This window comes from Xanthomonas populi, from assembly GCF_002940065.1.
GTDB classification, from domain to species: domain Bacteria; phylum Pseudomonadota; class Gammaproteobacteria; order Xanthomonadales; family Xanthomonadaceae; genus Xanthomonas; species Xanthomonas populi.
Genome location: NZ_MDEJ01000105.1, coordinates 1 through 14,002, shown reverse-complemented (window position 1 = coordinate 14,002; position 14,002 = coordinate 1). Strand labels below are relative to the sequence as shown.

The 14,002-nt window shown below is 62.2% G+C and carries 10 protein-coding genes, 1 other RNA gene and 5 pseudogenes; 10 read left to right on the top strand and 6 right to left on the bottom strand.

Annotated elements, in window-relative coordinates; translation table 11 throughout:
• Positions 1-126: 126 nt before the first annotated feature.
• Positions 127-441, bottom strand: coding sequence for a hypothetical protein (locus XpopCFBP1817_RS15415; protein WP_244171199.1), 315 nt, complete (start codon positions 439-441; stop codon positions 127-129).
• Here XpopCFBP1817_RS15415 and XpopCFBP1817_RS15410 point away from each other — a divergent pair.
• A pseudogene (locus tag XpopCFBP1817_RS15410) lies at positions 334-788 on the top strand (acyl-CoA thioesterase). The gene XpopCFBP1817_RS15415 and the pseudogene XpopCFBP1817_RS15410 sit on opposite strands and share 108 nt — an antisense overlap.
• A gap of 167 nt (positions 789-955) precedes the next feature.
• Here the strand turns inward: XpopCFBP1817_RS15410 and XpopCFBP1817_RS15405 are convergent.
• The gene (locus XpopCFBP1817_RS15405) at positions 956-1,705 is read right to left on the bottom strand and encodes a C40 family peptidase (protein WP_128417772.1); all 750 of its coding nucleotides are present in this window, start codon (positions 1,703-1,705) and stop codon (positions 956-958) included.
• 109 nt (positions 1,706-1,814) lie between these two features.
• On the bottom strand, positions 1,815-2,357 hold the full coding sequence (locus tag XpopCFBP1817_RS15400; protein WP_128417771.1) for a C40 family peptidase: 543 nt from the start codon (positions 2,355-2,357) through the stop codon (positions 1,815-1,817).
• A 110-nt stretch (positions 2,358-2,467) separates the two neighbouring features.
• Here XpopCFBP1817_RS15400 and XpopCFBP1817_RS15395 point away from each other — a divergent pair, with 110 nt between their 5' ends.
• From XpopCFBP1817_RS15395 to XpopCFBP1817_RS15365, 8 genes and pseudogenes are all read left to right on the top strand, one after another.
• Complete coding sequence (locus tag XpopCFBP1817_RS15395; RefSeq protein WP_128417770.1) at positions 2,468-2,947, top strand: FKBP-type peptidyl-prolyl cis-trans isomerase; 480 nt, start codon at positions 2,468-2,470, stop codon at positions 2,945-2,947.
• Positions 2,948-3,008: 61 nt separating this feature from the next.
• A non-coding RNA gene (locus tag XpopCFBP1817_RS15390) (sX9 sRNA) lies at positions 3,009-3,085 on the top strand.
• A gap of 86 nt (positions 3,086-3,171) precedes the next feature.
• Entirely contained in the window at positions 3,172-4,416 is a 1,245-nt protein-coding gene (locus XpopCFBP1817_RS15385) for a DUF418 domain-containing protein (protein ID WP_128417769.1), read from the top strand.
• Positions 4,417-4,623: 207 nt separating this feature from the next.
• Positions 4,624-4,776, top strand: a pseudogene (locus XpopCFBP1817_RS23175) (amino acid dehydrogenase); the annotation flags it as partial.
• On the top strand, positions 4,773-6,143 hold the full coding sequence (gorA, locus tag XpopCFBP1817_RS15380) for a glutathione-disulfide reductase (RefSeq protein WP_128417768.1): 1,371 nt from the start codon (positions 4,773-4,775) through the stop codon (positions 6,141-6,143). The pseudogene XpopCFBP1817_RS23175 and the gene gorA, both read left to right, overlap by 4 nt.
• A gap of 367 nt (positions 6,144-6,510) precedes the next feature.
• The gene (locus XpopCFBP1817_RS15375) at positions 6,511-7,089 is read left to right on the top strand and encodes an IS110 family transposase (protein WP_128417767.1); all 579 of its coding nucleotides are present in this window, start codon (positions 6,511-6,513) and stop codon (positions 7,087-7,089) included.
• Positions 7,089-7,496: an MGMT family protein gene (locus tag XpopCFBP1817_RS15370; protein ID WP_128417766.1), complete on the top strand. Its 408-nt coding sequence runs from the start codon at positions 7,089-7,091 to the stop codon at positions 7,494-7,496. The genes XpopCFBP1817_RS15375 and XpopCFBP1817_RS15370 overlap by 1 nt, the downstream gene beginning before the upstream one ends.
• A gap of 40 nt (positions 7,497-7,536) precedes the next feature.
• On the top strand, positions 7,537-8,235 hold the full coding sequence (locus tag XpopCFBP1817_RS15365; RefSeq protein WP_128417765.1) for a rhomboid family intramembrane serine protease: 699 nt from the start codon (positions 7,537-7,539) through the stop codon (positions 8,233-8,235).
• Between the two features lie 215 nt (positions 8,236-8,450).
• On the opposite strand, the gene XpopCFBP1817_RS15360 is transcribed toward XpopCFBP1817_RS15365, so the two are convergent.
• Both XpopCFBP1817_RS15360 and XpopCFBP1817_RS15355 read right to left on the bottom strand, forming a co-directional pair.
• Positions 8,451-10,463, bottom strand: coding sequence for a M13 family metallopeptidase (locus XpopCFBP1817_RS15360; protein WP_128417764.1), 2,013 nt, complete (start codon positions 10,461-10,463; stop codon positions 8,451-8,453).
• 184 nt (positions 10,464-10,647) lie between these two features.
• A pseudogene (locus XpopCFBP1817_RS15355) lies at positions 10,648-12,747 on the bottom strand (M13 family metallopeptidase).
• 227 nt (positions 12,748-12,974) lie between these two features.
• On the opposite strand from XpopCFBP1817_RS15355, the pseudogene XpopCFBP1817_RS15350 reads away from it, so the two are divergent.
• Positions 12,975-13,101: pseudogene (locus tag XpopCFBP1817_RS15350) on the top strand (IS1595 family transposase); the annotation flags it as partial.
• 68 nt (positions 13,102-13,169) lie between these two features.
• On the opposite strand, the pseudogene XpopCFBP1817_RS15345 reads toward XpopCFBP1817_RS15350, so the two are convergent.
• Positions 13,170-13,840, bottom strand: a pseudogene (locus XpopCFBP1817_RS15345) (TonB-dependent receptor plug domain-containing protein); the annotation flags it as partial.
• Positions 13,841-14,002: the final 162 nt, after the last annotated feature.

Sequence of the window (14,002 nt, the reverse complement as noted above, 5' to 3'; positions counted from 1 at the left end):
CTGATCATGTCTGTCGTTCTCCGCTGGCAGGGCGTCAAGTCAATGATGGCAGATTGCTGGGGTTTTTAGAGGCTCCTTTTCCAGCGTTTGTGATTGGATCGATTTTCACGCTGTAGAGATTTCCTGTTAATGCCCAGCGAGAAGGGCGCGATAAAGTTTTTTAACGCGTGCGCTCACTGGTCGACACTGCTGTTCCTGCACGTCTACCGCAGCAAAATGCAGCTGCCATACATCCCTGTGCACCGACACCACACCGGCATGGCACACTTTCAGCTCATCCATTGACGAGGGCGTGCGGCGATTGGCGAACAGCGTGATCTGACATTTCGTTTTCTGGCCGAGCCCAGCGACATCAACTTTGGCGGCAAGGTGCATGGCGGCGTGGTGATGAAGTGGATCGACCAGGTGGGCTTTGCCGCAACCAGTGGCTGGAGCGCGCATTACTGCGTCACCGTGGCGGTGGGTTGCATTCGCTTTGTGGCGCCGGTGCGGATCGGGATCTGGTCGCGGTATCGGCCAAGCTGGTCTACACGGGGCGCACCAGCATGCATTTCGCCATTGATGTGCGTGTGCGCTGCCCCATGGGCGGCAACCCGCGGCTGTGCGCGCATTGCATCATCGTGTTCGTGGCGATGGACCCGAACGGGATCACGCCGGTGGCAGTGCCCTCGCGGCAGCCGGACACGCGGGAAGATCAGCGCCTGGCCGAGTAAGCGCTCAGTGTGATGGAACTGAGCAAGGGGATTGAGGACATCATGTCGCATTACAAAACGGATGCTGCGCGCTGATCGGGTGGCTGCGCACCCGGTGACCCGAGCAGGATGCACGTGCTTGCGCGGCGCCGATGTCAATTGGTCCGCTGCTGCTGAAGCACACACATAAAAAAGCCATCTGCTACCAAAAAGGCTGCAGGATCGCCGCAGCCTGCTTGATCATGCAATCGAAGCACTCGGGTTTACAGCACCCGGCGCGCCTGGATGAACTTCTCGCTCCAGTAGCCGCTGGCCAGCGAATCCACGCGCACGTCCTTGCCGCGGCTAGGCGCATGCAGGAACTTGCCGTCGCCGACCACTAGGCCTACATGGTCGATGCGACCACGCCGGCCGAAGAACACCAAGTCGCCCGCCTTAAGTGCGCTCGGATCCTTGATCAGCTCTGCAGACTCGTCTCGCGCGATATCGCGCGAGACGCGCGGCAGGTCGATGCCCAGGGCGGTCTTAAACACGTAGCCGACCAGACCGCTGCAGTCGAAGCCTTCGGCGGACTCGCCGCCCCAGACGTACGGGGTGCCGAGCAGGGCCATGGCGCGCTGCAGGATCACTTGTACACGGCTGTCGGCCACGGCGTTCTGGGCGGCGGTGGCCGCGCTCTGCGAGACGTCGTAATTGGCGAGCAGGCGGCTGAGGTCGCCGGCGAAAATCGCCGAGCGGTCCATCAGCGGAATGGCGTCATTGGCGGCCAGGTGCGGAAGCAGGGCGGCCAGTGTTGCGGTGGCAGCGGCGTCGGCGCGGCTGCGGGTTGCGGCTTTCTCGGCGGCAACGGCGCTGTCTGGCGCGGTCGTCTGTGGAGAGGATGAGGAGCTATTGGCAGTCTGTGCCAGAGCGGGAAGTGCGGCGAGCCATAGAGCGGTGGCACACAGCAGGCGGAGCGGTTTCCGGGGCGGAAGCGGTGCGGCGCCAGGATTGATCTGTTCGTCGTTCGTCACGCGGGAATCACATTTCTGCTGTGGATGCGCGATAATGCCTTGATGGAAGAATCGTTACGTTCAAAAAAAGTTAAATTTCCGTTTTATTAATTGGAACTTAAATCACATTTCAATGTAAAACACGCTTTGAACCTGAATAATGGTCACGCCAGTAGGCCCCATCCAGGAAATCCAAGCGGACTGTACCGCCGGTGCTGGGGGCATGCACGAAGCGGCCATCGGCGACATAAATGCCGACATGGGTCACGTTGCCGCCGGAGCCGAAAAACACCAGATCGCCGGTTGCCAATTTTTCCTGCGGGATCCTGGGGCCCTGCACGGCAGCCAGTTCGCGCGACGTGCGCGGCAGCGACAGCGCCAACACATCTTTATAGACATACGCCACCAGCCCGCTGCAGTCGAAGCCGGTGTCCGGGGAGTTGCCGCCATATCGGTAAGGTGTGCCGACCAGGCTCAACGCGCGCATCAGGATGTTGTTGGCGGTGGCCGGGTCCGCTGGCGGCACCTGCGGCCACACGCGTAGCGCTGGCGGCGTAGCGGTCTGGCGGCGCACCGGCGTCTGCGCACAACCGCCCAGCAGGACGAGCAGCCCCAGCAACAGGCTGGCCGCGACGCGACGGGTGTGAGCGGCGAAAACTGGCGTGATAGGCATGGAGCCGGGATAATGGTCTGTTAGAACAGGTCGCCATGATGGCGGCGCACCCGGCGGCCGACAAGCCGTCCTCCACCGTCTGCCACAGGGCAGCCTACTCAGAGCCAGGCATGAAGATCCAAAAAGACAGCGTCGTCCGCTTCCACTACACCGTTTCCGAGATCGGCCAGGAGCCAATCGAGAGTTCCAAGGAGCGTGACCCGTTGGCGATCATGATCGGCCACGGCAACATCATTCCCGGCCTGGAATCGTCCATAATGGACAAAGAGGCTGGCGAGAGCTTCGGCGTGGATGTCAAGGCAACCGAGGCCTACGGCGAATACCGCGAAGGCCTGAGTCAGCGCGTGCCCAAGAAGCACTTCGGCGCCACCAAGCTGGCATTGGGAACCCAGGTCATGCTGCAGACCAACTTCGGCCCGCGCGCAGTGACGGTGCAGAAGGTTGGCATGAGCGTGGTCGACGTCGATCTCAACCACCCGATGGCCGGCAAGGATCTGCATTTCGATGTTGAGATCGTTGACGTGCGTGAAGCCACGCAGGAAGAGCGCGACCACGGGCATGTGCATGGCGAAGGCGGCCATCACCACTGAGATCGGTGATTGAAACGATTGCGCAGCTGTCAGGCGGGCGTGGCCACTGTTTGGAATCGGCACGTGCCACGCGGGCGCGCCGGTTTTTTGGATACCCTCCGCTTCCACCTGAGCATTGTTCGCGACGTTTTGCCAGCCACGCTGGATGACCGCTGTATGTTCAACGGCCCGCCACCTCGGCGGGCTGTTTGCATTCTGTCGTGCACAACATGTTCTGAGCCTTGATGACACTACGCGATTTTCTGCAGCCCATTGTCGCGAACGAGCGCATCGTCGTGCTGGATGTGCTGCGCGGCTTTGCGCTACTGGGCATCTTGCTGATGAATATCGAAGCCTTCGTCGGCCCGCTCGATCTGGCGCTCACCGGCGTGGATCCGCATTGGCATGGCATCGATCGCGTTGCTGATGCGCTGGTCTACATCTTCGTGCAGGGCAAGTTCCACACCTTGTTCGCGTTGTTGTTCGGCATGGGCTTTGCGCTGATGGCGCAGCGCGCAGAGCAGGCCGGGCGCGGGTTTTTCGGCATGTATCTGCGGCGTACCGTTGGATTGCTGGTAATCGGGCTAGCTCATGCATTGCTGCTGTGGTCCGGCGACATTCTGGTGACCTACGCCTTGCTGGCGTTGCTGCTGTTGACCGCGCGCGCGATACCGACCATCGCGTTGCCGTGGGTTGCGGTGCTGGTCTACTGCTGCGCGCCCGGTTTGACGCTGCTGTACGGCGCGGCTGGGACGTTGACGCAGTCCGATCCTGCATCCGCAATGGAGTGGACCGCAGCGATGGCAGACGCGGCGCAGCAGGCGGTAGCGAACGTGCAGTCGCAGCGCGCCGCCTATGGTAGCGGCACATATCTGCAAGCAGCGCTGCAGCGCTGGCATGACCTGCAGGAGGCGATGACCGGGCTGAGCATCAATGGCCCGGCGATGCTCGGCATGTTTCTGTTGGGCAGCTGGTTTGTGCGCAGTGGCGCGATCGCCGCGCCCGCGCGTTTCCCGCGTCTGTTCCAAGCCTTGCGCTACGGCGTGTTGCCGCTCGGGCTGGGTGTGATGCTGGTGAGCTATGCGTTGCAGCCGTGGATGGACCCGGCGCGTCTGGACTTGCGTGTGTCGGGCGCCTTCGCGTTGTCGTTGATCGCCGGGCCGCTGATGAGCTTGGGGTATGCCGCATGGGTGGTGCAGCTGGCACCACGCTTGGCGTGGCTCGCGCCGGCCGGGCGCATGGCGTTGAGCAACTATCTGCTGCAGTCGTTGCTGTGCACCTGGATCTTCTACGGTTATGGACTGGGCTATTTCGAGCAGTTGCCGCGCGTGGGGCAGCTGCCGTTTGCGCTGGCGTTGTTCGCGCTGCAGGTGGTGCTGAGTCAGCTGTGGCTGCGCTGGTTCCGCTTCGGGCCAATGGAATGGGTGTGGCGTAGCGTGACCTATCTGCGTGTACAGCCGATGCGACATGGCAGCGCACGCGTGGAGTGACACGTGTGCAGCAGCGCGCGTATTGCTGCGGATTGGGAGGCGTTGCACCGCGCGCAGTTGCCAGGCCAAGTACGCAGCCTGCATGCAGTCGTGCGCAGGATCGTTACGCATTGCTCGCCGGTGCTATGACGACTGGATCGAGGACGACTGGATCGAGCGTGACGGGTTGAATTGCGCCCGATTGCAATCGATGAGCCGTGGAGACCTGCTGTCCGTCCTCACGTCTGGCTCGCGGCGCGGCATGGCATGCTCGTCATCAATATGAGCACTGCAAGAGGACAAACGATGGGCGATCTGATCACGGGCCGCGCACCTGCGCTAGACCCGCATCCTTCTTACCGGGCAGAGCGATTCGCATGAGTGCCCGTTACGACTACGACGTGGTGATCCTAGGCGGCGGTTCCGGTGGATTGGCGGCGGCATTTCGCGCGGCAAAACACGGCGCCCGCGTGGCGATTATGGAGCCGAACGAGTTGGGTGGCACCTGCGTCAATCTGGGCTGTGTGCCCAAGAAGGCGATGTGGTTGGCGGCCGATATGGCTGGAAAAATCGGACTTGCCAGCGCGCTCGGTTTCGATGTGCCGCGTCCGACATTGGCGTGGCAGGAACTGGTGACGCATCGGCAGGGCTACATCGCCAAGATCCATGCCAGTTATCGGTGCCGGCTTGATGAGGATGGCGTGGTCATGATTCCGCAACGCGGCGTCTTGCAGGACCATCACACCATCATGGGTGGCGACGGCGTGCGGGTCACTGCTGAGCACATCGTCATTGCCACCGGTGCGCATCCGGTGCGCCCGGACGTGGAGGGTGCCGAGCATGGCGAAGTCTCCGACGATTTCTTCAATCTCTGTCATGCGCCTGCGCATGTGGCGATTGTGGGAGGCGGCTATATCGCGGTGGAAATCGCGGGATTGCTGCAGGCGCTGGGCAGCCGCGTGCATCTGTTCGTGCAAGGCGAGCGGCTGCTGGAGCGCTTCGATGCCGAACTGACCTTGCAGCTCGCCGATAACCTGCGCCATCTCGGCGTGCGCCTGCATTTCGGATTTCGTACGACCGGCCTGGAGCGCGATGCAGAAGGTGGGCTGCATGTGCATGGGCACCCGGCGCATACGAGCGAGCAGAGCAACGATGTATTCGACAAGGTATTTTTTGCCGTGGGCCGACGTGCCAATACCGCAGGGCTGGGTCTGGAAGCGATTGGTGTCGCGCTGGGCGAAAAAGGCGAAGTCGTGGCAGACGATGGGCAGACCACCAGCGTGCCGAATATTCATTCGATCGGGGATGTCGGCGGCAAGGTCGGGCTGACGCCGGTGGCGATTACGGCCGGTCGCACGTTGATGGATCGCTTGTTCGGCAATCAGCCGGATGCGCGCATGGACTACGACAACGTGCCGAGCGTGGTGTTTTCGCATCCGCCGCTTGGGCACGTTGGACTGACCGAAGAGCAGGCGCGCGAGCGTTACAACGGTGCGGTGCGTGTGTACCGCAGCAACTTCCGCCCGATGCTGCATGCACTGGCCGCTTCGCCCCAGCGCAGCCTGTTCAAACTGGTGTGTGTGGGCGAGCGAGAGCGCGTGGTTGGTGTGCACCTGCTAGGCGAGAGTGCGGACGAAATACTGCAGGGTTTTGCGGTGGCGGTGAAAATTGGCGCGACCAAACGGGATTTTGACGAGACCGTGGCAATTCATCCGACATCGTCCGAAGAGATTGTGTTGATGCATTGAGTGGTGGTTGCGGTGACTACGGTGAAGCTGTAACTGCAGTCAAAGAGATGAAGGAACTCATAGCCCCTTATCTCTTTGCGATCTGCCAGATTAGAGAAGGTCTGATTAACCTATGCATCGCCGCCATGCGGCTCAGTCAAATCAATAAGTTAAGCTTCGCGCAATTGGTTAATCAGAGAATCCTCAGGCGTCGAGAGCCGGCGTGGTCGACCGACAACCCACAGGTCTAAACGACCGCGGGAGAGCGAGGTCGCCACGCCGGAATTTCCTGGCAAACGCCCGAACAGTTGCTTGAGTAAGCACTCGTAACGAGCAGGCTGGGCTGCACAGGAGGCTCTCGACCCTTCGAGCATGGCGGCGTTGTCCCATGAGCGACAGTGTGGGAATTGATGTCTGCAAGCAGTGGCTGGATGTGCATGTGCACGACCTGCGGCAGGCGCGGCGCTTTGCCAACAGTGCTGCGGGCTTGCGCCAGGTGTGCGCCTGGCTGGGATCGATGGAGCTGCATCAAGTGGTACTGGAAGCGACCGGCAGCTATGCGCAAATGGCGCTGGACGCGTTGCATGCCGCCGGCCCGCCGGTGGTGCGCCTCAACCCTCGGCAAGGGCGCGATTTTGCCAGGGCGACCGGCCAGTTCGCCAAGACCGATCGGCTGGATGCGCGGGTGCTGGCGCAGATGGCGGCGGTGCTGAGCTTGAGGCGCTATCAGCCGCTGGGGGACTGGCGCCGGGCGTTGCGCGCCTACCAGCAGCGTCGCACGCAGGTTCTGGCGATCGTGCAGCAGCAGCGCCAGCAGGTGTCCCCCTTGATCGATGCATGGCGCATTGCTGGTCATCCTCAACGCCAACATGCGAGACCAACTGGCGGCTGGCCCTGCCAGTTGATCAAGACAGTTGCTCTCCCGCAGGAGAGGGGCTTTGATCCCTTAGCTGGCATCCTTGCGTGATGTCCAAGCCTCGCCGACCAACGATTCGTCCATCTTCCAACCCACCCGCGCGTGCCGCCTCCAACGTTGCGGCGCCCTCAAGCGAGCAGGCACGACTGCGCATTCTTGCGGTGATCGGTTCGATTCCTTCCGGCGAAGTTGCCTGCTATGGCGAAGTCGCAATGCGTGCCAGTCTTCCCGGGCGGGCGCGGCTGGTGGCGCGTTTACTCAGTGGCAACGACGATCCGCAACTGCCCTGGCACCGCGTGTTGCGTAGCGATGGACGGATCGCATTGCCCGAAGGGTCGTCTGGCTATCACGAACAATGCCGGCGCCTGCGCTGCGAAGGCGTGGCGGTAGAACGGGGGCGAGTGCGCCGTGCCAGCGCCGCGCAAACCCTGGACGCGGCCGTGTGGGGGCCTTCATAAGCCTGCGGTTATGATGGTTGGCATTCCGAAGGATGCCGCCATGCCCCAACTGCCGCCCGTCACCAAAGCATTGTTGATCGCCAATATCGGCTTGTTCCTGTTGCAGTGGGCATTGGGCGATCTGGGTGCCGGTGTGCTGCCCTCAGATGCCGCGCTGTCGTCCTTGATGTTGTGGCCGATCTCCAACGGCTTCGATGCGTTTTCGCCCGGCGCCAGCTTCATGCCGTGGCAGTTACTGACCTACGCGTTTTTGCACGGCGGCTTCAATCATCTGTTCTTCAACATGCTGGCGCTTTTCATGTTCGGCGCGGCGCTGGAACAGACCTGGGGCCAGAAGCGCTTTCTGACCTACTACTTGGTCTGCGTGGCCGGTGCCGGCGTGTGCCAGCTGCTGATGGCCTGGTTCACCCAGAGCGGCGCGCCGGTGGTGGGGGCGTCGGGCGGTGTGTTCGGTCTGTTGCTGGCCTACGGCATGCTGTTCCCCGATCAGCGGGTGATGCTTCTGTTCCCGCCGATTCCGATGAAGGCGCGCACCTTCGTGATTGTGTTCGGTGCGATCGAACTGTTTCTGGGCGCGACCGGCTGGCAGCCGGGCGTTGCCCACTTCGCGCATCTGGGCGGCATGCTGTTCGGCTGGTTGATGATTCGCTACTGGCGCGGCCAATCGCCGTTCGGTGGCAGCGGCGGGAAGAAGGGCGGTGGCAAGGGGCGCAAGCCGCCGCTGCGCGTGGTGCGTTGAGGTCGAGCAACGCACTGATTCGTAGGAGCGGACCTGGCTGCGACGGGTTTTATCGATAACGCCTCATCGCGGCCAGGGCCGCTCCTACGCAGAGCGCGTCTGAGGCAGGTAGGCAGATAGATAAATGCCGGAGACAAAAAAAGAGCGCGGACTCCGCGCTCTTTTTTTATTGCCAGTGACTGCGTGTTATTGCCAGCGACTACCTGGCGCTTGAATCAGCGCCAGATCTTCAACTGCTCGGCATCCACGCGTTGCATCGGCTGGCCCGGCTTGCAGGTAAACGCGGCACCGAACTCCGGCAGGTTGGAGAGCGGGCCGTTGGTACGCCACTGGCCCGGCGCACGGATGTCGGCGCTTGCACGCTGCACCGCTTCATTCGGCGACAGCTGCTGTGCCCACAGGCCAGCCCAGGCAGTGAAGAAGGCCTGCTTGTCGGCTCCGGTGGCGGCCGGCTGCGCCTTGCTGAAGGCCTGCCAGGCCAGTTCGACACCGGCCAGGTCGGCCAGGTTTTCTTCAGCGGTCTGCGCGCCGTTGACCGTGACGTTGGGCACGCCCGGGTACGGGTAGGCGGCGAACTGGTTGGCCACCTTGCCGGTCAGCAGCGTCCAGCTGGTCTTCTCGGCCGGCGTCCACCAGCTGCGCAGCTCGCCCTTGGCATCCACCAGCGAGCCCTTGGCGTCGATGGCACGGGTGATTTCGTGTGCCACCAGTGCGCCGTAAGCGCCGTATTGCGCGGCCGGGGTGCTGCCGGAGCTCAACACCGGTGCCTGCAACACGGCAGCGGTGATGATCAGACGGTTCTGCGCGATGTCGTAGGCCACTGCCGGCTGCTGCGGCAGTACGTCCCAACGACGGTCGGCGTTGCCCTTGCCGATGCGCTTCATCTCTTCGCGGTGACGCCAGGTCGAGGCGATCAGCATGTTGCCGCCGAAGCTGCCGCGGCCCATCGGCTGCACGGTGTAGTCCAGATCGCGACGCGGTGCGCCGACTTCGATCTTCATCGCCGACAGTTTGGCCTTGGCTTGGGCGATCACCTCGCCGTTGCCCCAGCCGGTGCGCTCCAGCGCGGCCAGTTGTGCGTTGCGGACCTGGTCGGCAATGGCTTCGGCCTGGCGGCGGGTGTCGCTGCTCAGGTAACGCGCCACGTATTCGCGACCGAGCATCGGGCCGGCGGCGACGTTGATCGCGTCCAGCACCTGCTGCCAGCGCTGCGGAGGCAAGGCATCGCCACGCAGCAGACGGCCGCGGAACTGGTATTCGGCATCGTGGAAACTCTTGGACAGGTACGGCGCCATCGCATCGCCCACGCGCCAGCGCAGGTAGGCCTTCCACTGTTCCTGCTTGATGCTGACGATCATGCTGTCGAACTGCTTGAACATGGCCGGGTCGGCCATCGACACCAGATCGTCCTTGACGCCCTGCGCTTCCAGAAAGTCGGCCAGGCGCAGATTCTTGTACTGCTTGGTCAACTCCTTGGTGGCGATCGGGGAGTAGTTATTGAACGGATTGTTGATGCCCTGCACCGACTGCGCACTCCGTGCAAGTGCGGTTTCGATCTGCAGCACGGAGGCGGCATCGGCTTCGAGCTTGTCGGCGGTGGTGCCGGTCAGCGCCAGCATCTGCTTGACGTAGTTGCGGTAGCGGCCCATCAGCGCTTGGGTGTCGGCGTCGGTGCGGGTGTAGAACGCCGGGTCGGGCAGGCCCATGCCGCCCTGCATGAAGTAACCGATGTGGCGGTCGAGTGCTTTCAGGTCCACGTCCGGGCCGAAGTTGAAACCGACCGGGATGCCAACCTGATGCAGCGCTGCGATGGACGCAGGCACATCCTTGGCTTTTTTGATCGCGTCGATGCGCGACAGCAAGGGGGCGATGGGCGTGGAACCATCTTTTTCGACCGATGCCTCATCCAGGCCGCTGGCCCAGAAGTCGCCGAGCAGCTTCTGCACGTTGCCTTGCGGGGTTTCCATCGACGCATCCAGCAGCTCGCGCTGCTGCTGCAGGGCGAGCTCGGACAGTTGGCTCAGTGCGGTAACGGCGCCGGTCTGCGGCACCGGGTTGGCCTTGAGCCAGCCGGCATTGGCGTAGTCGTAGAAATCGGTGCAGGCCGCCGAGACGGCCGGGGCCTTGGAAGCGGCCTTCTTCTTGCGCGCGGCGTCGGCGTCGGGGGCGGACAGCAGCGTGATCAGGCTGAAGCCAAGAGCGAGGGCAAGCGGACGAATGGTGGGCATCGAGAACAAGGGTGGCCAGATTGAAGTCGGCGGAGTTTAGCAAGGCTGCGCCTCGTGCAGGCGGGCGCGAGCTGCCGTTCGTCCCCGGTGCCGGCCGCTTGCATGAACGCACAGGCCCGCGTGGGCGGGCCTGTGCGTGTTGCTTGGTGCTGGAAGCGGTTGGAGTCGGTTATCGGATCGGCACTTACCAGATCACCACGCGATCTTTTTCGGCGCGCACCATCGCATCGCTTGCGTTGCACGCGAAGGCCTGTGCGAAGGACGGCATGTTCGAAGGAGGCGCAATGGCGCGCAGGTTGCTGGGCGCATGCGGGTCGGAGGCTAGGTGGACCATCTGCTGTTGCTCGCGCACGCGTTGACGCCAGCTCCGCGCAAAAGCGAGAAAGAAACGTTGCTCGGGACTGTAGCCGTCGATCGCTTTTGCCCGTTCTGGGTGCTAATGCAGAGCGGTCTGCAACGCGTCGTAGGCCACGTTGGTGCCGCCCAGGTCAGCAATATTTTCGCCGAGCGTGAGCTTGCCATTGACATGCAGCGTCGGGTGGTTTGGCAGGGGCGTATAGGCATCGAACTGCTTGACCAACTGCTCGCTGCGCTGCTCGAACTTGCGTCGATCCTCTGCCGTCCACCAGTTGACGTTACTGCCTGCCCCATCGAACTGGCTGCCCCGGTCGTCGAAACCATGGGTGGCCTCGTGACCGATCACCGCGCCAATGCCGCCATAGTTCAACGCATCGTCGGCGTTGGCATCAAAGTACGGCGGTTGCAGGATTGCCGCAGGGAAATTGATGGAATTGGTGCTGGGTTCGTAATACGCGTTGACCGTCTGCGGAGTCATCTGCCAACGCTTGCGGTCAGTAGGTTTGCCGATCTGAGCGATGTCGTAGCGATAGTTGAATGTGGCCGCGGCCTGCAGATTGCGGTAATACGCGCCGGGCACGATGTCCAGCCCGGACCAGTCGCGCCAGGTATCCGGATAGCCGATCTTGGGCAGGAAGGTGCCCCACTTGGCGATCGCCTTAGCCTTGGTTTCCGCACTCATCCAGTCGACGTTCTCGATGCGCGCCTTGAGCGCGGCACGGACGTTGTCCACCAATTCGCTGGCACGTTGTTTGGCCTCGGGCGTGAACACCTTGGCGACGTACAGTTGACCCACGCCTTCGCCGATTGCGCCATTGACCGCGCGCAGGACGCGCTTCCAGCGTGGAAGTTGCTCTGGTTGCCCGGAGAGGGTCTTGCCATAAAAGGCGAAGCGATTGTCGACAAACGCCTTACTGAGCTGCGCGGATGCCTCATCGATCGCGTGAAAGCGCAGGTAAGCTTGCCACTGTGCAATGGGCGCGTTGGCCAGTTCATGATCGAACGCAGCGAAAAAGCGCGGCTGCGCCAGCGAGAAGCCCTTGCCGACCTCCACGCCCTGGGCGGCGAAAAAGTCTTTCCACGGGAAGTGCTTCGTCAGCTTGTCCGCCTCGGCGAGACTGACCAGGTGATACTGGTTCTTGGGCTCGCGCGCCTCCACTGGCTTCAGCGATGCGGCAGCCAAGCGTGTTTCGAGTGCCAATACATCTTTTGCCTGCGTCTTGGCCACATCGGCGGAACTGCCGGTGAGTTCGAACGACTTGGCGATGTAGGCAAGATAGGCGTCGCGGATGGATGCGTGCTCTGCGTCGGTGTAGTAGTCCTTGGTCGGCAGACCCAGGCCGCTTTCCTGGGTAAACGCGATCTGCATGTCGGCATTATGGAAGTCTGCGCCGGCACCGAACGCGAACACCTGCCCATCGCCTACGCCATGACGGCTGATGATGTAACCGGCGACATCCTTGCCGGATTTCAACGCGGCAATCGTGTCCAGTTGTGGCTGGATCGGCTGGGCGCCTGCCGCTTCGATGGCGGCTTCGTCCATGCCTGAGGCATAGAGCGTACCGATCTTCTGCTCCAGCGAATTTGCATGTTTGCCCGGCTGAACAGCGGCGGTTTCAACAATGTTGCGCTGAGTCGCCATGCTCTTTTCGGACAGGATTTCGTCCACGCCCCAACTGGTGCGATCGGGCGGGATCGGATTGTCTTTCGCCCAGCTGCCATTGACGAATTCGTCCAGGTTCTCACATGCGCCGCCTGCAAGGCCCAATTCGCTGCTGTCGAACGCAGGCTTTGCCTGGGCCGCAGGGGCAGCCGCAGGTGTCTGCGCAGCGGTAGTGGCCGGCGTACTGCTGTCCGAACTGCGTTTGCAGCCTGTCAGAGCCACAACAAGTGCCAGGGCGAGCGTGGAGGTCTTGAACAATGACATGGACGTCAGCCGCACTGAGGGACGCCGAGCATAAGCGGACGCTGCCTTGCGGGCGCACGCGTTGAGCTTTGTTGAGGCTTGTGTGCGGATGGCGTTATGGATGTCCTGTTGCGTGCAATGCGCTGCGATTGCGTCGTTTGAATTCTTGGAGCGTTTAGTTGCAGTGGTGTCGATAAAAATGAACCTGATTAGCCCCGGCCTTCAGCCAGCAGTCGCAGGATCTGCGCGGCGCTTTGTGCAAGCGCGCCTGGCGGATGAAGCACAAGATCATGCAGGTCATGGCTGAGCGCGAATCTATGCGGACATTGGGCAGGTTTCGTGCAGATCGACGATGCCTATCTACGTGGTGAGCGTCTCGTTTCCACCGGTTCATGACGCAAGCTTATGATTGGTAAAGGGAAAGCGTGGGGATACCTCAGCTTCTGCTTGCTGTATTCGCCAGACACCGCGAGGTGGCTGCGGCCATCTGCGAAATCTGTGCCTGCCCAAACGCTGGCATAAGGAGCGGGTGTAGTTGCCCTCGTCGGCCAGACGTGTCTGCGTGCGCGTTTCAAAGCCGGTGAAGTTTTTTTTGAGGATGAGCTTGACTACGCCGGCCACCGCGTCGGCGCCGTACACAGCCGATGCGCCACCGGTGATGACTTCAACGCGCTCGACCCATTCCACCGGGATCATATTGACGTCCATCGCAGTCGAGCCCTGGCTGGAACCCACATGGCGACGGCCGTGCGGTCCACGCCCACGCCGCGTAGGTCGAGCAAGCCCAGACCTGCGGTACCGATGAAGCGGGTGGAATTGCCCAGCGTGTAGCTGGGTGCACGCGCGGGCATGCGTGCCATCAGATCGCTGATGGTGGTCGCGCAGGTAGCGCGGATTTCTCCAGCGCTGATTGCGATGACCGGCGAGGGCGTGACGAAGCCGGTATGCGCGATACGCGAGCCGGTGACGGTGACCTTGCCCAGATCGGTGGCGCCGGGCGCGACGCGGTTTTCTGGCTGCGCGGCAGCAGGACCCGCATGAAGCGGCCACTACGGCGAACAGCGCCGTGCTCAAAACGATCAAGCCGCGTGCGTTGCAGATGACGACTCGACACGACCTCGCAAATTGCTCATGTAACGTTGGAAACAATGGTGCTCGCTGAGCGCCGGCCGAACTTGCTTCCGAGCGCAACAGGTTATTAGGGCCTGTTAACACTAATGGCCTGAGCGAGTAAACTATCGGGTATGGAGATCACACCAGAGCAATTTTCCCTAAT

Excerpts from the sequence above, each read along its gene's own strand:
- XpopCFBP1817_RS15415 (WP_244171199.1), bottom strand. The coding sequence starts at position 441 with ATGCGCGCTCCAGCCACTGGTTGCGGCAAAGCCCACCTGGTCGATCCA.
- XpopCFBP1817_RS15400 (WP_128417771.1), bottom strand. The coding sequence starts at position 2,357 with ATGCCTATCACGCCAGTTTTCGCCGCTCACACCCGTCGCGTCGCGGCC.
- XpopCFBP1817_RS15395 (WP_128417770.1), top strand. The coding sequence starts at position 2,468 with ATGAAGATCCAAAAAGACAGCGTCGTCCGCTTCCACTACACCGTTTCC.
- XpopCFBP1817_RS15385 (WP_128417769.1), top strand. The coding sequence starts at position 3,172 with ATGACACTACGCGATTTTCTGCAGCCCATTGTCGCGAACGAGCGCATC.
- gorA (WP_128417768.1), top strand. The coding sequence starts at position 4,773 with ATGAGTGCCCGTTACGACTACGACGTGGTGATCCTAGGCGGCGGTTCC.
- XpopCFBP1817_RS15375 (WP_128417767.1), top strand. The coding sequence starts at position 6,511 with ATGAGCGACAGTGTGGGAATTGATGTCTGCAAGCAGTGGCTGGATGTG.
- XpopCFBP1817_RS15370 (WP_128417766.1), top strand. The coding sequence starts at position 7,089 with ATGTCCAAGCCTCGCCGACCAACGATTCGTCCATCTTCCAACCCACCC.
- XpopCFBP1817_RS15365 (WP_128417765.1), top strand. The coding sequence starts at position 7,537 with ATGCCCCAACTGCCGCCCGTCACCAAAGCATTGTTGATCGCCAATATC.
- XpopCFBP1817_RS15360 (WP_128417764.1), bottom strand. The coding sequence starts at position 10,463 with ATGCCCACCATTCGTCCGCTTGCCCTCGCTCTTGGCTTCAGCCTGATC.